We start from the raw sequence: 17,003 nt of genomic DNA on the forward strand, positions 1-17,003 counted from the left end.
CAAGGAACGGTCGCTTCCTTTGTACTCACCCTCTCGGGCTTTCCTCCGGGCGCTTCCCTTCGGTCTTGCGTTTCCGACTCTATCAGATCTTTTCTCGATCCGATTTCCTCGGTGCTTTCCAGTTCCCCGCTCTCGCGGTTTCCTTTCCGGCGCTCACCGACTTTATCAGAAGTTCTGAGTCGGTTTTCCCACTCGCTCCGGGCACCTGTGTCCAGCGCGTGAAGTGCTGGGGTTCCCGGTTGGGCGGAGCCGTAAACGTACTGGAGCGGGGCGCCCCGATGCAAATCGAGGCGCCCCGCTCCGGGCTCACGTCGACGGAGCGTCAGACCTCCACGACCACCGGGAGGATCATCGGCCTGCGGCGATAGGTGTCGGAGACCCACTTGCCGAGGGTGCGGCGGATGAGCTGCTGGAGCTGGTGCGGCTCCACGACCCCGTCCTGGGCCGAGCGCTCCAGGACCTCCGTGATCTTCGGGAGGACGTCGGAGAAGGCCGCGTCCTCGATGCCGGAGCCGCGTGCCTGGACGTGCGGGCCGCCCGTGATCTTGCCAGTGGACGCGTCCACGACCACGAAGACGGAGATGATGCCCTCGTCCCCGAGGATCTTGCGGTCCTTCAGCGCCGGCTCGCCGACGTCGCCGACGGAGAGGCCGTCGACGTAGACGTAGCCCGCCTGGACCTTGCCGGAGATCTTGGCCTTGCCCTCGATCAGGTCGACCGCGACGCCGTCCTCGGCGATGACGATCCGGTCGTGCGGGACACCGGTGAGGGCACCCAGCTCGGCGTTGGCGCGCAGATGGCGCCATTCGCCATGGACCGGCATCAGGTTCTTCGGGCGGCAGATGTTGTAGAAGTACAGCAGCTCACCCGCGGACGCGTGGCCGGAAACATGCACCTTGGCGTTGCCCTTGTGGACGACGTTGGCGCCCCAGCGGGTCAGGCCGTTGATCACGCGGTACACCGCGTTCTCGTTTCCGGGGATGAGGGACGAGGCCAGGATGACCGTGTCGCCCTCGACGATCCGGATCTGGTGATCCCGGTTGGCCATGCGGGACAGCGCCGCCATCGGTTCGCCCTGGGAGCCGGTGCAGACCAGGACGACCTCGTGGTCGGGCAGGTCGTCCAGCGTCTTGACGTCGACCACGAGGCCCGGGGGGACCTTCAGATAGCCGAGGTCGCGGGCGATGCCCATGTTGCGGACCATGGAGCGGCCGACGAAGGCGACCCGGCGGCCGTACTCGTGCGCGGCGTCCAGGATCTGCTGGATGCGGTGGACGTGGCTGGCGAAGCTGGCCACGATGATCCGCTTGCGGGCGCCGGCGAAGACCTGGCGCAGCACGTTGGAGATGTCGCGCTCGTGCGGGGTGAACCCCGGGACCTCGGCGTTCGTGGAGTCGGTGAGCAGGAGGTCGATGCCCTCCTCGCTCAGCCGGGCGAACGCGTGCAGGTCGGTGAGGCGGTTGTCCAGCGGCAGCTGGTCCATCTTGAAGTCGCCGGTGTGCACGACCATGCCGGCCGGGGTGCGGATGGCGACGGCCAGGGCGTCCGGGATGGAGTGGTTGACCGCGATGAACTCGCAGTCGAAGGGGCCGACGCGCTCGCGGTTCCCCTCGGCCACCTCCAGGGTGTACGGCCGGATCCGGTGCTCCTGGAGCTTGGCCTCGATGAGGGCGAGGGTCAGCTTGGAGCCGATCAGCGGGATGTCCGGCTTCTCGCGGAGCAGGAACGGGACGCCGCCGATGTGGTCCTCGTGGCCATGGGTGAGGACGATGCCCTCGATGTCGTCGAGGCGGTCCCGGATGGACGAGAAGTCCGGCAGGATCAGGTCGATGCCGGGCTGCTCCTCCTCGGGGAAGAGCACGCCGCAGTCGACGATCAGCAGGCGGCCGCCGTACTCGAAGACGGTCATGTTTCGGCCGATCTCGCCGAGGCCGCCGAGCGGGGTGACCCGGAGGCCGCCCTCGGGGAGCGGCGGCGGCGGGGCCAGTTCAGGATGCGGATGGCTCAAAAGACTCTCCTCACCATGCGCGCCACGTACCGGTACGGCACGTGGCGCGCATGACGTTCGTGCGGAAGCAGTTGTCGTTGTGGTGTGCAGGCACCGGTGACCTGCGTGTTCAGTTGTCAGGATCTATTCGGTTGTGAAGTCGTGCTGCGCGGTTCCCCGCGCGAAGTCTGGTGATTAGAGCTGTACCCCGCCGGCAGCAAGATCGATCTTGAGCTGGGCGATCTCCTCGGGGGAGCACTCGACCATGGGCAGCCGCAGGGGGCCGGCGGGCAGTCCCTGGAGGGCGAGCGCGGCCTTGGTGGTCATGACGCCCTGGGTGCGGAACATGCCGGTGTAGACCGGGAGCAGCTTCTGGTGGATCTCGGTGGCCTTGACGACATCGCCGGAGACATAGGCCTCGACGAGGGCGCGCAGGTCCGGGGTGACCAGGTGGCCGACGACCGAGACGAAGCCGACCGCGCCGACGGAGAGCAGCGGCAGGTTCAGCATGTCGTCGCCGGAGTACCAGGCGAGGCCGGAGCGGGCGATGGCCCAGCTGGCGCGGCCGAGGTCGCCCTTGGCGTCCTTGTTGGCGACGATCCGGGGGTGCTCGGCGAGCCGGACGAGCGTCTCGGTGCTGATGGGGACGCCGCTGCGGCCGGGGATGTCGTAGAGCATGACCGGCAGCCCGGTGGCGTCGGCGACGGCCGTGAAGTGCCGGTACAGGCCCTCCTGCGGGGGCTTGTTGTAGTACGGCGTGACGACGAGGAGGCCGTGGGCGCCGATGCGCTCGGCCTCGCGGGCCAGCTCGATGCTGTGGTGGGTGTCGTTGGTGCCGACGCCGGCGACGACGTGGGCGCGGTCGCCGACGGCCTCCAGTACGGCTCGTACGAGGTCCGATTTCTCCGCGTCACTGGTGGTGGGGGACTCGCCGGTGGTGCCGTTGATGATCAGGCCGTCGTTGCCTGCGTCCACCAGGTGGGCGGCGAGCCGCTGCGCGCCGTCGAGGTCGAGTGCGCCGTCCGCCGTGAAGGGCGTGACCATGGCGGTGAGGACCCGCCCGAAGGGGGTCTGCGGAGTCGAGGTCGGAGCCATGGGTAACACGCTACTCGGTGCGCAATGCCTGGTCTGCCCTCGGGGTGCCGAGAAAGTCCGGACAAATAAGGAGCCCGGCACTGCCTGCTCGGGGGTTCAAGCAGTGCCGGGTCCGTTTGATCAGGCTAGATGAACTTCTCTAAATGCCGCAATACGGACACTTCGCGAGGCTGATCCGTACATCCGTTCCGAGCGGGGGAACAGGGCTTCGCAGGCCTTGGTTACGGGGCCACCCGGCCGTTCGCGTTGAAGGCGGCGTACGTCAGCGGCATGAGCCTGGCCCACTCCGCCTCCATCTTCTCGCCGACCATCTCGATCTCCCGCTGCGGGAAGGACGGCACCTTGGCCAGCTCGTGCTGGGTGCGCAGACCGAGGAAGTGCATCAGGGAGCGGGCGTTGCAGGTGGCGTACATCGAGGAGTAGAGGCCCACGGGGAGGGCCGCACGGGCGACCTCGCGGGCGACGCCCTCGGCGAGCAGCTTCTGGTAGGACGCGTACGCCTGCTCGTACGACTCCCGCAGGGTGCCGCTGACCGCCTCGTACTGGGCGGGGGTGCCCTCGACGAAGACGTACTTGCCCGGGCGGCCCTCCTGGACGAGCTTGCGGTCGGTGTCGGGGACGTAGAAGACCGGCTGGAGCTCCCGGTAGCGGCCCGACTCCTCGTTGTACGACCAGCCGACCCGGTGCCGCATGAACTCGCGGAAGACGAAGATCGGGGCACTGATGAAGAAGGTCATCGAGTTGTGCTCGAACGGGCTGCCGTGCCGGTCGCGCATCAGGTAGTTGATCAGGCCCTTGGAGCGCTCGGGGTCCTTCTTCAGCTCGTCCAGGGACTGCTCACCGGCAGTCGAGACCCGGGCGGCGAAGAGGACATCGGCGTCCGAGGCACTGGACTTCACCAGCTCGACGGTGACGTCACTGCGGAACGTGAGCGACTCGGTGGTCACGAGGGTCGGGGTCCTTCCCATCACTGCTTGAGGTTCGCGCCCACTGTACGGGGCACCCCTGACAGTCCGGACAGTGACCTTGCCGAGGATTTTTTCGGACATGGGCACCTTTTGTGCCACTCGAGCGTCTGTATCGGTGAGGCCTGAGAGGTCGAGGAAGAAGCCCGGTTCGCAGGTCCGGCTTCGAGAGGAGAGGTAACCGCCATGTTCCGTCGGCGTGAGTCCGTGCCCTTCGCCTTCGTGGCCGAGGCGGACCGGTTCCGCAGCAATGTCGCTCCCCCGCCGCGCCGGCGGGCGTCCGCCGCCGAGATAGCGGGGCACTGGCTGCTGGGCGTCACCATCGTCGCCGGGCTCATAGGCGCGCTGATCCTCGGCTTGCCTGCGATGTCCATCCCCTCCGACACGCCGTCCCAGCAGTCGCAGGCGTCACAGGGGCACTGACCCTTCCGGCCCCCCGAGGGTGGTGAGCGGCACCACAGGCGGATAGCCTCACCGGGCACAGCCCACACATGGACCGAGTGAGGACCAGCCGTGCCCCTGCCCTTCCTGACGGCCGACCGCACCTTCGAGACAGCGTCGGAGAGCGCGCTGCCGTACGACGACCGCGACCGCTGGCGGCGTCCGTACCGGCCCGGTCCCTGGCGGGTGGGGCTGGCCGCGCTGGTGCTGCTGGTCGCGTCGTTCGTGCTGTTCGCGGCCGTGGCCATCGCCCTGACCGGCTCGGTGTCCTTCGCCGGGGCGGTCCTCGCCGCGGGAGTGGCGGTCATCGCCTGCGCGCTGCGGCTGCTGCGGGTGGGCGTGTGGGTCAGCGGGCGCGGACTGCGCCAGGTCGGCTTCCTGGTGACGCGAACGGTGCCGTGGGCGCGGGTGGGCTCCGTGCGGACGGTGCAGCAGCCGGTCCGGTGGCTGGGGCTGCCGCGGACGGTGCAGGGCCAGGCGCTGGCGCTGGTCCGCACGGACCGGGCTCCCGATGAGACGGCGCCGCTGCTGACCACGCACACACTGGACTTCCTGGGGCGGCCGACGGCGTTCGACCGGGCGGCGGATGTGGTGGAGGCCTGGGCGGCGGAGCGGCGCGGCTGGGGCGCTCCCCGCTGAGACGCGGCTGGGAAGCTCCCCGCTGAGCGGCCCCGCTGCCGGTCACGCGGCCGGCCACGGCTCCCTGGCGCGCGCGGGGGCGCGCGCCGGGCAGCCTCAGGCCTCGACCGGCCTTCCGTCGTGCAGGGCGATCGCCCGCTGCATGGCCTTGCGGGCGCGCGGGGTGTCGCGGGCGTCGTGGTAGGCGACGGCCAGCCGGAACCAGCAGCGCCAGTCCTCGGGGGACGCCTCCGTCTCGGCCTTGCGCCGGGCGAAGACCTCGTCGGCCGAGTCGCGGTCGATGTGCCCGCTCGGCAGCCGGCGCAGTTCGTCCACGGGCAGTCCGCCCTCGGCGTCGAGTTCGGCGGCGAGCTGGTTGGCCCTGCGGACGAACTGGGTGTTCTTCCACAGGAACCACAGGCCGATGACCGGCAGGATGAGCACCGCCACGCCGAAGGTGACGGTGAGCAGCGTGCCGGACTGGATGAGCAGCACGCCACGGCTGCCGACCAGGACGAAGTAGAAGACCAGGACGGCGGCCGTGACGAGGTAGGTGATCTTTGCGCGCATGACTGTGGGGCTCAGCTCAGGTCGAGGAAGTGCTCCAGGCCGAAGGTCAGGCCAGGAGTCGACACCACGCGGCGGGCGCCGAGCAGGATGCCCGGCATGAAGCTGCTGTGGTGCAGGGAGTCGTGCCGGATGGTGAGGGTCTCGCCCTCGCCGCCGAGCAGCACCTCCTGGTGGGCCAGGAGACCGCGCAGCCGGACTGCGTGGACCGGGACGCCGTCGACGTTCGCGCCGCGGGCGCCGTCCAGGGCGGTGGCCGTGGCGTCCGGCGCCGGGGCGGTACCGGCCGCCCGCCGGGCCTCGGCGATGAGCTGAGCCGTGCGCGTGGCCGTACCGCTCGGGGCGTCGACCTTGTTCGGGTGGTGCAGCTCCACCACCTCGACCGACTCGAAGTAGGGCGCGGCGATCTGCGCGAACTTCATGGTCAGCACGGCGCCGATGGAGAAGTTCGGCGCGATGAGCACACCGGTCTCCGGGGAGTCGGCGAGCCAGCCGCGCAGCTGCGCGAGGCGTTCCTCGGTCCAGCCCGTCGTACCGACGACCGCGTGGATGCCGTGGCGCACGCAGTAGTCGAGGTTCTCCATGACGGAGGCCGGGGTGGTCAGCTCGACGGCGACCTGGGCGCCGCTCGCCGCCAGCGTCTCCAGCGTGTCGCCCCGGCCGAGGGCGGCGACCAGCTCCATGTCCTCGGCGGCCTCGACCGCCCGGACGGCCTCGGAGCCGATCCGGCCCTTGGCACCCAGGACCGCCACGCGCAGCTTGCTCATCTCTGTTGCTTCCTTACCGAAGACGGGGAGTTTCAGGCGACGGCGTCGTGCAGCCGCGCGGCCTGCTTGTCCTTCAGCGGGCCGATGACCGACAGCGACGGGCGCTGACCCAGGATGTCGCGGGCGACCGAGCGGACCTCGTCCGGGGTGACCGCGGCTATCTTCGCCAGCATGTCGTCGACGGACATCTGCTCACCCCAGCACAGCTCGCTCTTGCCGATACGGTTCATCAGCGCGCCGGTGTCCTCCAGGCCGAGGACGGTGGAGCCCTTCAGCTGGCCGATGGCACGGGCGATCTCGTCGTCCGAGAGGCCGTTGGCGGCGACGTGGTCGAGTTCGTCGCGGCAGATCCGCAGCACGTCGTGCACCTGGCTCGGCCGGCAGCCGGCGTACACGCCGAACAGGCCGCAGTCGGCGAAGGCCGAGGTGTACGAGTACACGCTGTAGGCGAGGCCGCGCTTCTCCCGTACTTCCTGGAAGAGGCGGGAGGACATGCCGCCGCCGAGGGCGGTGTTGAGCACGCCCATGGCCCAGCGGCGGTCGTCGGTGCGGGCGATGCCGGGCATGCCGAGGACCACATGCGCCTGCTCGGTCTTGCGGCCGAGCAGCTCGATCTTGCCGGCCGTGCGGATCGTACGACGGCCTTCGCGCGGGCCCATGGGGGTCACGTCCGCGTTCTTGAACGCCCCGGCCTTCTCGAAGGCCGCGCGGACCTGGCGGACGACCTTGTTGTGGTCGACGTTGCCGGCGCAGGCGACCACCAGGTGGGTCGGGTCGTAGTGCTTCTTGTAGAAGCGGCGGATGCGGTCGGCGGTGAGGGCGTTGACCGTGTCGACCGTGCCGAGGACGGGGCGGCCGAGGGCGTTGCTGCCGAACATGGTGTGCGCGAACAGGTCGTGCACACAGTCGCCCGGGTCGTCCTCGGTCATGGCGATCTCTTCGAGGATCGCGCCGCGCTCGACGTCGACGTCCTCCTCGAGGATGAGGGAGCCGGTCAGCATGTCGCAGACCACGTCGATGGCGAGCGGCAGGTCGGTGTCGAGCACGCGCGCGTAGTAGCACGTGTACTCCTTGGCCGTGAACGCGTTCATCTCGCCGCCGACGGCGTCGATGGCGGAGGAGATGTCCAGCGCGGAGCGGCGGGAGGTGCCCTTGAAGAGCAGGTGCTCCAGATAGTGCGTGGCGCCGTTCAGGGCCGGGGTCTCGTCGCGGGAGCCGACGTGCGCCCAGATGCCGAAGGTCGCGGAGCGGACCGAGGGCAGCGTCTCGGTGACGATGCGCAGGCCGCCGGGGAGGGTGGTCCTGCGGACCGTGCCGATGCCGGCCGTGCCCTTGATGAGCGTTTGGGTACGGGCGACGGCCCGCGCCTCCGAAGAGGGGCGGGCCGTCACCTTGGAGCTACGGGACGTCACTGCTCGGCGTCGTCCTTGTTCTCGTCGTCTTCCTCGCCCTCGATCACGGGGACCAGGGAGAGCTTGCCGCGGGAGTCGATCTCGGCGATCTCGACCTGGACCTTCTGGCCCACACCGAGGACGTCCTCGACGTTCTCCACGCGCTTGCCGCCGGCCAGCTTGCGGATCTGCGAGATGTGCAGCAGACCGTCCTTGCCGGGCAGCAGGGAGACGAACGCACCGAAGGTGGTCGTCTTCACGACCGTACCCAGGTAGCGCTCGCCGACCTCGGGCATCGTCGGGTTGGCGATGCCGTTGATCGTGGCGCGGGCGGCCTCGGCGGACGGGCCGTCGGCGGCACCGATGTAGATGGTGCCGTCGTCCTCGATGGTGATCTCGGCGCCGGTGTCTTCCTGGATCTGGTTGATCATCTTGCCCTTGGGGCCGATGACCTCACCGATCTTGTCGACCGGGATCTTGACGGTGATGATCCGCGGGGCGTGCGGGGACATCTCGTCGGGCCGGTCGATGGCCTCCATCATCACGTCGAGGATGTGCAGGCGGGCGTCGCGGGCCTGCTTGAGGGCCGCGGCCAGGACGGAGGCCGGGATGCCGTCCAGCTTGGTGTCGAGCTGGAGGGCGGTCACGAACTCCTTGGTGCCGGCGACCTTGAAGTCCATGTCGCCGAAGGCGTCCTCGGCACCGAGGATGTCGGTCAGGGTGACGTAGTGCGTCTCACCCTCGATCTCCTGGGAGATCAGACCCATGGCGATACCGGCGACCGGGGCCTTCAGCGGCACACCGGCGTTCAGCAGCGACATGGTGGAGGCGCAGACCGAGCCCATGGACGTCGAGCCGTTGGAGCTCAGCGCCTCGGAGACCTGGCGGATCGCGTAGGGGAACTCCTCGCGCGTCGGCAGCACCGGCACGAGCGCGCGCTCGGCCAGGGCGCCGTGGCCGATCTCGCGGCGCTTCGGGGAGCCGACGCGGCCGGTCTCACCGGTGGAGTACGGCGGGAAGTTGTAGTTGTGCATGTAGCGCTTGCGGGTCACCGGGGAGAGGGTGTCCAGCTGCTGCTCCATGCGCAGCATGTTGAGGGTGGTGACGCCCAGGATCTGGGTCTCGCCACGCTCGAACACGGCGGAACCGTGCACCCGCGGGATGGCCTCGACCTCGGCGGCCAGCGTACGGATGTCCGTGACGCCGCGGCCGTCGATGCGCTTCTTCTCCTTGATCACGCGCTCGCGGACCAGCTGCTTGGTGAGCGAGCGGTACGCGGCGGAGATCTCCTTCTCGCGGCCCTCGAACTCCGGCAGGAGCTTCTCGGCGGCCAGCGCCTTGACGCGGTCCAGCTCGGCCTCGCGCTCCTGCTTGCCGGCGATGGTGAGCGCCTGGGCCAGCTCGGGCTTGACCGCGGCGGTCAGCGCCTCCAGCACGTCGTCCTGGTAGTCCAGGAAGATCGGGAACTCGGCGGTCGGCTTGGCGGCCTTGGCGGCGAGGTCGGCCTGGGCGCGGCACAGCACCTTGATGAAGGGCTTCGCGGCGTCGAGACCGGCGGCGACGACCTCCTCGGTCGGCGCCTCGGCGCCGCCCTCGACCAGCTTGATGGTCTTCTCGGTGGCCTCGGCCTCGACCATCATGATCGCGACGTCGCCGTCCTCCATGACGCGGCCGGCGACCACCATGTCGAAGACGGCGTCCTCGAGCTCGGTGTGCGTCGGGAAGGCCACCCACTGGCCGCGGATCAGCGCGACGCGGACGCCGCCGATCGGGCCGGAGAAGGGCAGACCGGCCAGCTGCGTGGACGCGGACGCGGCGTTGATCGCCACGACGTCGTACAGGTGGTCGGGGTTGAGCGCCATGATGGTGGCGACGACCTGGATCTCGTTGCGCAGGCCCTTCTTGAAGGACGGGCGCAGCGGGCGGTCGATCAGGCGGCAGGTGAGGATGGCGTCCTCGGAGGGACGGCCCTCACGGCGGAAGAAGCTGCCGGGGATCTTGCCGGCGGCGTACATCCGCTCCTCGACGTCCACCGTCAGCGGGAAGAAGTCGAGCTGGTCCTTGGGGTTCTTGGAGGCGGTGGTGGCCGACAGCACCATGGTGTCGTCGTCCAGGTACGCCACGGCGGAGCCGGCGGCCTGCTTGGCCAGGCGGCCCGTCTCGAAGCGGATGGTGCGGGTGCCGAATGCGCCGTTGTCGATCACGGCTTCGGCGTAGTGGGTCTCGTTCTCCACTAGCGTTTTCTCCTCGTCGTCGTCCCACGGCTGCCCGTGTGGCAGGGGGACGGTGGTGGAGAAGCGCGCCGTCTGGTGCGGGCCGGTCTTCGATCGAAGCACCCGGGGCTCGCTTCCCCCCGGGGGCCACTACCGAGGACCGGCGGCGGCGAGGTGCGCTCCTCCTCGTTCGGTGTGCGTGCTGTCGACCTACCCGGAACGGGTAGGCACTATCACGCTGTGTCGTACGTATTGCGTTGTGCTACCACACTACAAAGCGTCAGTGACACTCCGCACGTTTCCGCCCGTGCACCGGAGGTTCGCCTCCGTGCGGCACGTGCGTGCGGGACCTTGCGTGCGGCTCCCGCATACGGCAAAGGGAGCGGTTCCCCGGGATCATTCCGGGAACCGCTCCCCTCACGGCGTCTTACTTGGCGCCCGCCGCACCGCGACGGATGCCGAGGCGGTCGACCAGCGCACGGAAGCGCTGGATGTCCTTCTTCGCCAGGTACTGGAGCAGGCGACGGCGCTGACCGACCAGGATCAGCAGGCCACGGCGGGAGTGGTGGTCGTGCTTGTGGGCCTTGAGGTGCTCCGTCAGGTCGGAGATCCGACGGGAGAGCAGAGCGACCTGGACCTCGGGGGAGCCGGTGTCACCCTCCTTGGTACCGAACTCGGAGATGATCTGCTTCTTCGTAGCGGCGTCGAGCGACACGCGTACTCCTCATAGTCTGTGAGTGGCAACCGAGTGCCCCCGGTCTTCATCTCGGGGGAGCTTCCGTTACTCGGGAGCCGGGATCCGCTGGGCGCGGCCACCAGGGCGCAGGGCTCCGGGGGCGCGTACACACACGGTCGTCACTCAGGGTACCAGTACGGCTCGGCCACCCGGGTCACTGGTTGCGCTTGGCCGCCCAGACCAGGAAGACGACCACTGCGACGACCAGCAGCAGGACCCACAGGAGCGGCTGGCTTCCGCCGCCGGAGCCGTTGTCGCCGTAGTGGTGGTAGCCGCTGGAGTAGCCGCCGTGAGAGCTGCCGCCGTAGCTCCCCGTGGAGCCGCCCTCTTCCTCGGAGCCGTGATAGCCGCCGCTGGAGCCGCCCTCCTCCACGGAGCCGTGATAGCCGCCGGTGGAGCCGCCGCTGCTCCGGCCGCCGCCGAGGGCGACGAGGTCGGTGGGCCGGAAGGACTGCGGGGCGAGAACAGGCAGGCTCATGACCGGGACGCTACGTGGACCCCCCATGGCATGGGCACGCCCGTTGCGGCCCTGTGACGAAACCTTCGCCGCCCGCGCACGTACGCGGGCCGCCGTTCAAGGCCGACCGTCCTAGCCGACCATCGAGCGTACGTCCGCCAGGACGCCCACCACGGCGAGGCAGAGCGGGACCAGGGTGAGCAGCACCGCGCCCTCGGCCAGGTCGAGGAAGCGGCCCCAGAACGGGGACAGGCCCTTGCGCGGCACGATCAGGCCGATCGCGGTGAGCAGCGCGGCTCCCGCGGCGACGGCCGCCGTGAGCCAGACGGTCCGCAGGTCCAGGGCGCCCCGGTCGTGGTGCAGCAGGAAGTCGGTGAGGGCGGAGGACGGCGGGTTCAGCGCGAGCCCGAGCAGCAGCAGGGCGATGGCGGCGATACCGGCCACCATGACGCAGCACACCTGCGAGGTGTAGCGGAACAGCCGCGCGCGCATCAGCATGGCGAGCCCCGTGGCCAGCGCGAGGAGCTGTCCCCAGACGTCGGAGGAGAAGCCGAGGACGGCCGCGGCGCCGACCACGACCGCGGCCGTGCCGCCGACCAGGCCCAGCAGCATCTCGTGGCCCCTGCGGGCCTGCGCGGCGATGCGTTCGACGTCGAGCGGTTCGGCGTCCACGCCCCGGGTGGGGTCGGCCTCGAAGTCGTCGCCGCCGCCGGACCGCGGGGGTGCGTAGCCGATGGGCAGCCGGGCGAAGCGGGCGGACAGGCCGGGCAGGAACGCGACCAGGCCGATCGCCGCGGGGGCGCACACCGACGCGGTGGCGGTGGCGGAGGCGTCGGACAGGATGGCCGCGAAGGCGGCCAGGGTGCCGGCCGTCGCCAGGAAGGAGGCGGCCACGAAGGGGGCGTCCCCGCCGGGAGCGACGACGACCAGGACCACGGAGGCGATCAGGACCGCGACACAGCCCAGCATGAACTGCAACCTGCCCGGCCCCTGGCCGGCGGTGGGGCCGACGAGCCCGGAGCCCGCGAGCATCAGCAGCGGCAGGGCGCCCAGGCCGAGCGCCGCGGCGGCGGGCCGGTCGCCGTAGACCCGCGCGCGGATGCCCGCGAACGCCGTCAGCAGCACGCCGAGACCGGCCGCGATGATCCCGGGCAGGCCGTGCATGTCGTGGCGGACCGGATCGGCGTACCACAGGACGAGCGCCGACAGCAGGACCAGCAGTGCGCCGCCCGTCAGGCCCGCGGCCCGCAGCATCCCCTCGCTCCACAGGTGCCGGTCGCGTTCGACGGCGGAGGCGACGGCGTCGGAGATGTCGTCGTACACCGCGGGCGGCAGCGATTCGGCGAACGGGCGCAGGCTGAGCACCTCGCCGTCGAGGACCCGTTCGTCGGCGAGGGTGCGGCCGCTGTCGAGGACCCGGCCGTCACGCCGTACGAGGTGATAGCCGGACGGAGCGCCGACGGCCTGGGTCTGGCCGGTCAGGCGCAGGATCTCCGGGTAGATGTCGGCGACGGCGATGTCCACCGGGAGCGCCACGTCGATACGGCTGTCGGGCGCCACGACAGTGACTCTGCAGAACCCCGTCGCCGCTGTCGTACTCACCTGTCCTGACCCCCTGTTCGCGGATGCGCACGGTGCGGGCGTCACCCTACCGGGCGGCGGTGTCAGTGGTGGCCAGTAGGATCGGCCGGCAAGCGGAGGAAGCCGTCGCCACGGGGGTGCCGGTGGTCAACCGATCGTCCGTACAGGTCGTCCGTACACGAGGATTGATGCTCCGGTGAGCCAGATCGTCATCAAGCGCCCGCCTCGCGCGCTTCCGCCTGAAGTGCCCACGGACGAGGTGCAACTTGAGGCTCCTCCCGAACTGCCGCGCGGGCAGCAGGAGGGCATGCTGATGCAGGTCCTGCCGACCCTCGGCATGGGCTCCTCGGTGGTGTTCTACTTCGCGTCCCCCAACGCCCATCCGTTCATGCGGATCATGGGTGTCGTGATGCTGCTGTCGACGGCCGCGATGGTGGTCTCGCAGATCGTGCGCTACCGCCGCGGTACGCAAGGGCAAATGGCCGACGTTCGCCGTGACTATCTGCGCTACCTGGCCCAGACCCGGCGTTCGGTGCGCAGGACGGCGCTGCGTCAGCGCGACGCGCAGCTGTATCTGCACCCCGCCCCCGAGCAGTTGTGGTCGCTGGTCGCCGAGGGCAGCCGGGTGTGGGAACGGCGCGTCAGCGACGAGGACTTCGGGCAGGTGCGCATCGGTCTGGGCCCGCAGCAGCTGGCCACTCCGCTGGTGGCGCCGCAGACCGCGCCCGTGGACGAGCTGGAGCCGCTGTGCGCGGGCGCCATGCAGCGGTTCCTCGCGGTCCACGGCCAGTTGGACGGCCTGCCCGTGGCCCTGTCGCTGCGCGCCTTCTACCACGTGACCGTCTCCGGCGACCCCGAGCGCGCCCAGGCGTCCGCGCGGGCGCTGGTGGCCCAGGCGGCCACCCTGCACTCCCCCGACGACCTCGTGGTGGCCGTGGTCGCCGCGCCGGGCGCCGTCGCCCGCTGGGACTGGACGAAGTGGCTGCCGCACTGCCAGGTGGCGGGCCAGTACGACGGCGCGGGCACCCGCCGGCTGTTCGGCGACGACCTGGGCGAGCTGGAGCAGCTGCTCACGAGCCGGCTGGACGGCAGGCCCCGGTTCAGCCGGGACGGCCAGCCGCTGCTGGACCAGCCGCACATCCTGGTGGTGCTGGACGGTGGCATGGTGCCGCCGACCTCCGCGTTCGCCGCGGCGGAAGGCCTCCAGGGCGTGACCATCGTGGAGGTGCTGCCGGGCGAACTGGACCAGCCGCGCGGCGACCTGTCGATCGTCGTACGGCCGGAGCGGCTGTGGCTCGACTCCGGCGGCGGGGTGGCCTACGAGGGTCTGCCCGACGGTCTGTCGCTGCCGGCCGCGGAGGCGCTGGCCCGGCAGCTGGCCCCGCTGCGCGTGGGCGGCGGGGACGACGACGAGCCCCTGCTGGCCAACCTCGACTTCACCGAGCTGCTGGGTCTGGGCGACGCCGCCTCCGTCGACGTCACGCGCACGTGGCGGCCGCGTTCCATGCCGGAGCGGCTGCGGGTGCCGATCGGTGTCGGCGAGAACGGGCAGCCGGTGATGCTGGACCTCAAGGAGGCGGCGCAGGACGGCATGGGCCCGCACGGCCTGTGTGTGGGCGCGACCGGCTCGGGCAAGTCGGAGCTGCTGCGCACACTCGTGCTGGGACTGGCGGTCACGCACTCCTCGGAGACGCTGAACTTCGTCCTCGCCGACTTCAAGGGCGGCGCGACCTTCGCCGGCATGTCCCAGATGCCGCACGTCGCCGCCGTGATCACCAACCTGGCCGACGACCTCACGCTGGTCGACCGCATGGGCGACGCGATCCGCGGCGAGCTGCAACGGCGCCAGGAACTGCTGCGCGCGGCGGGCAACTACGCCAACATCCACGACTACGAGAAGGCGCGCGCCGCCGGTGCCCCGCTGGAGCCGCTGGCCTCGCTCGTCCTGGTGATCGACGAGTTCAGCGAACTTCTCACCGCCAAGCCCGACTTCATCGACATGTTCATCCAGATCGGCCGCATCGGCCGTTCCCTGGGTGTCCATCTGCTGCTGGCCTCGCAGCGCCTGGAGGAGGGCCGGCTGCGCGGTCTCGACACCTACCTGTCGTACCGGATCGGTCTGCGCACCTTCTCCGCCGCCGAGTCGCGGGCCGCGCTCGGCGTCCCGGACGCCTATCACCTGCCGTCCGTGCCCGGCTCCGGCTATCTCAAGTTCGGCACGGACGAAATGGTCCGCTTCAAGGCGGCGTACGTCTCAGGGACGTACCGTTCGGGCGGCGCCGAGGTGACGCAGGGCAGCCTGCCCGTGGAGCGCCGGCCGGCGCCGTTCACCGCGCTTCCCGTACCGATGGCCTACGCGGCGCCCGACACCGCGCGGACGCAGTCCGTCCGGCCGGAGGACGACGCGCTGGCCGACACCGTCCTCGATGTGATCGTGCGACGGCTGGAGGGCCAGGGTGTGCCCGCGCACCAGGTGTGGCTGCCCCCGCTGGACCAGGCGCCGACGCTGGACCAGCTGCTGCCGACGCTGTCGGTGTCGCCGGAGCGCGGACTGCACGCCTCGGGGTACACCCGTCCCGGCGGCCTGACAGTGCCGCTCGGCCTGATCGACAAGCCCTTCGAGCAGAAGCGCGAGCTGCTCTACCGGGACTTCTCCGGCGCGGCGGGCCACATGATGGTCGTCGGCGGCCCGCAGTCCGGGAAGTCCACGCTGCTGCGCACCCTCATCGGGTCCTTCGCGCTCACCCACACCCCGCACGAGGTGCAGTTCTACTGCCTGGACTTCGGTGGCGGCGGCCTCGCGGCACTCGCGGACCTCCCGCATGTCGGCGGGGTGGCGTCCCGGCTGGACCCGGAGCGGGTCCGTCGTACGGTCGCAGAGGTGGCGGGCATCCTCAACCGCCGCGAGCAGTTCTTCCGCACCCAGGGGATCGACTCCGTGGCGACCTACCGCAGGCGCCGCGCGGCGGGCGAGCTGCCCGGCGAGGCGTGGGGGGACGTCTTCCTGGTCATCGACGGCTGGGGCAGCTTCAAGGCCGACTACGAGGGCCTCGAGGGCGTCGTCAACGACATCGCGGGCCGCGGCCTCGGCTACGGCGTCCACGTCGTCGTCTCGGCCTCGCGCTACATGGAGGTCCGGTCCGCCCTGAAGGACCAGATCCTGGGCCGGCTGGAGCTGCGGCTCGGTGACCCGATGGACTCCGAGTTCGACCGCAAGGTCGCCGTGAACGTGCCGACGGGCGTGCCCGGGCGCGGCCAGGTCCCGGAGAAGCTGCACTTCATGACCGCCCTGCCGCGCGTCGACTCCTCGCCCACGGTGGACGACCTCGCCGACGCGACGGCCCGGTTCGTGCAGAGCGCGCAGGCCGGCTGGCAGGGCCCGTCGGCCCCCGCCGTCCGTCTGCTGCCCCGCAAGCTGCCCGCCGACCAGCTACCCAAGGGCTTCGAATTCCCGCAGCATGGCATCGCGATCGGCATCGACGAGGCGAATCTGGAGCCCGTCTTCGTCGACCTCGACACCGATCCGCTCTTCCTCGTCTTCGGTGAGAGCGAGTCGGGCAAGACGAACCTGCTGCGGCTGATCGCCAAGCAGATCGCGGAGCGCTACACGCCCGCCGAGGCCCGCATCGTCGTCGGCGACTACCGGCGCACCATGCTGGAGGCGGTCTCGGAGGAGCATCTGCTCGAGTACGCGCCCATGGCGTCCGCCATGGAGGTCCACATGGACGCGATCCGCCAGTTCATGGAGATGCGGGCCCCGAAACCGGACATCACCCCGCAGCAGCTGCGCGACCGCAGCTGGTGGAGCGGCCCGCAGCTGTTCGTCATCGTCGACGACTACGAGCTGGTGTCGACCAGTTCCGGCAACCCGCTGGCGCAACTGGCGGAGCATTTGCCCTTCGCACGCGATGTTGGCGTGAAGTTCATCATCGCCCGCAGCGCGGCCGGTGCCTCGCGCGCCATGTACGAGTCCTTCATGCAGCGCCTGAAGGAGCTGGGCGCCCAGGGCGTTGTCCTGTCCGGCGATCCGAGCGAGGGCGACATCCTCGGCAACGTCCGGGCCCGTCCGATGCCGCCGGGCCGTGGCGTGTTCGTATCGCGCAAGCGCGGGACGTCCCTGATTCAGGTGGGGTTGCTTCCGCAACGGCACTAGAGTGATTGACGAGTTTTTACTCCGCTCCAGCG

At 70.3% G+C, this 17,003-nt stretch carries 13 protein-coding genes; 3 read left to right on the forward strand and 10 right to left on the reverse strand.

Going from position 1 to position 17,003, the window contains the following annotated elements; genetic code table 11:
• Positions 1–322 precede the first annotated feature (322 nt).
• The 3 genes from ACFVIU_RS00005 to thyX all read right to left on the reverse strand — a co-directional run bounded on the left by ACFVIU_RS00005 (position 323) and on the right by thyX (position 4,029).
• Positions 323–2,008: a ribonuclease J gene (locus tag ACFVIU_RS00005; protein WP_385839571.1), complete on the reverse strand. Its 1,686-nt coding sequence runs from the start codon at positions 2,006–2,008 to the stop codon at positions 323–325.
• Between the two features lie 174 nt (positions 2,009–2,182).
• Positions 2,183–3,082, reverse strand: a complete 900-nt coding sequence (dapA, locus tag ACFVIU_RS00010) for a 4-hydroxy-tetrahydrodipicolinate synthase (RefSeq protein ID WP_385839572.1) — start codon at positions 3,080–3,082, stop codon at positions 2,183–2,185.
• A gap of 221 nt (positions 3,083–3,303) precedes the next feature.
• On the reverse strand, positions 3,304–4,029 hold the full coding sequence (gene thyX / locus ACFVIU_RS00015) for an FAD-dependent thymidylate synthase (protein ID WP_385839574.1): 726 nt from the start codon (positions 4,027–4,029) through the stop codon (positions 3,304–3,306).
• Between the two features lie 204 nt (positions 4,030–4,233).
• On the opposite strand from thyX, the gene ACFVIU_RS00020 reads away from it, so the two are divergent.
• On the forward strand, positions 4,234–4,470 hold the full coding sequence (locus tag ACFVIU_RS00020; protein ID WP_385839575.1) for a hypothetical protein: 237 nt from the start codon (positions 4,234–4,236) through the stop codon (positions 4,468–4,470).
• Between the two features lie 90 nt (positions 4,471–4,560).
• Positions 4,561–5,127 (forward strand): hypothetical protein, encoded by a 567-nt coding sequence (locus ACFVIU_RS00025; RefSeq protein ID WP_385839576.1) that lies wholly within the window; start codon positions 4,561–4,563, stop codon positions 5,125–5,127.
• A gap of 96 nt (positions 5,128–5,223) precedes the next feature.
• Here ACFVIU_RS00025 and ACFVIU_RS00030 read toward each other — a convergent pair whose 3' ends face one another.
• The 7 genes from ACFVIU_RS00030 to eccD all read right to left on the reverse strand — a co-directional run bounded on the left by ACFVIU_RS00030 (position 5,224) and on the right by eccD (position 12,839).
• Positions 5,224–5,676, reverse strand: a complete 453-nt coding sequence (locus ACFVIU_RS00030; protein ID WP_385839577.1) for a hypothetical protein — start codon at positions 5,674–5,676, stop codon at positions 5,224–5,226.
• A gap of 11 nt (positions 5,677–5,687) precedes the next feature.
• Positions 5,688–6,440, reverse strand: coding sequence for a 4-hydroxy-tetrahydrodipicolinate reductase (gene dapB / locus ACFVIU_RS00035; protein WP_385839578.1), 753 nt, complete (start codon positions 6,438–6,440; stop codon positions 5,688–5,690).
• A 32-nt stretch (positions 6,441–6,472) separates the two neighbouring features.
• Complete coding sequence (locus ACFVIU_RS00040; RefSeq protein WP_385839580.1) at positions 6,473–7,852, reverse strand: M16 family metallopeptidase; 1,380 nt, start codon at positions 7,850–7,852, stop codon at positions 6,473–6,475.
• The gene (locus tag ACFVIU_RS00045; protein ID WP_385840298.1) at positions 7,849–10,065 is read right to left on the reverse strand and encodes a polyribonucleotide nucleotidyltransferase; all 2,217 of its coding nucleotides are present in this window, start codon (positions 10,063–10,065) and stop codon (positions 7,849–7,851) included. The genes ACFVIU_RS00040 and ACFVIU_RS00045 overlap by 4 nt, the downstream gene beginning before the upstream one ends.
• A gap of 406 nt (positions 10,066–10,471) precedes the next feature.
• Positions 10,472–10,759, reverse strand: a complete 288-nt coding sequence (gene rpsO, locus ACFVIU_RS00050) for a 30S ribosomal protein S15 (protein WP_385839581.1) — start codon at positions 10,757–10,759, stop codon at positions 10,472–10,474.
• Positions 10,760–10,934: 175 nt separating this feature from the next.
• On the reverse strand, positions 10,935–11,258 hold the full coding sequence (locus ACFVIU_RS00055) for a hypothetical protein (RefSeq protein WP_385839582.1): 324 nt from the start codon (positions 11,256–11,258) through the stop codon (positions 10,935–10,937).
• A 111-nt stretch (positions 11,259–11,369) separates the two neighbouring features.
• A complete protein-coding gene (gene eccD / locus ACFVIU_RS00060; RefSeq protein ID WP_385839583.1) occupies positions 11,370–12,839 on the reverse strand; it encodes a type VII secretion integral membrane protein EccD in 1,470 nt (489 codons plus the stop codon).
• A gap of 175 nt (positions 12,840–13,014) precedes the next feature.
• Between eccD and eccCa the strand changes: the two genes are divergently transcribed.
• Entirely contained in the window at positions 13,015–16,971 is a 3,957-nt protein-coding gene (gene eccCa, locus ACFVIU_RS00065) for a type VII secretion protein EccCa (protein ID WP_385839585.1), read from the forward strand.
• The last annotated feature ends 32 nt before the right edge of the window (positions 16,972–17,003 follow it).

The sequence above is a fragment of the Streptomyces sp. NPDC127190 genome (assembly GCF_042672505.1).
Lineage (GTDB): Bacteria > Actinomycetota > Actinomycetes > Streptomycetales > Streptomycetaceae > Streptomyces.

What these genes read in the sequence shown, in the direction of transcription:
- dapA (WP_385839572.1), bottom strand. Translation starts at nt 3,082, where the DNA reads ATGGCTCCGACCTCGACTCCGCAGACCCCCTTCGGGCGGGTCCTCACC.
- ACFVIU_RS00020 (WP_385839575.1), top strand. Translation starts at nt 4,234, where the DNA reads ATGTTCCGTCGGCGTGAGTCCGTGCCCTTCGCCTTCGTGGCCGAGGCG.
- ACFVIU_RS00030 (WP_385839577.1), bottom strand. Translation starts at nt 5,676, where the DNA reads ATGCGCGCAAAGATCACCTACCTCGTCACGGCCGCCGTCCTGGTCTTC.
- dapB (WP_385839578.1), bottom strand. Translation starts at nt 6,440, where the DNA reads ATGAGCAAGCTGCGCGTGGCGGTCCTGGGTGCCAAGGGCCGGATCGGC.
- ACFVIU_RS00055 (WP_385839582.1), bottom strand. Translation starts at nt 11,258, where the DNA reads ATGAGCCTGCCTGTTCTCGCCCCGCAGTCCTTCCGGCCCACCGACCTC.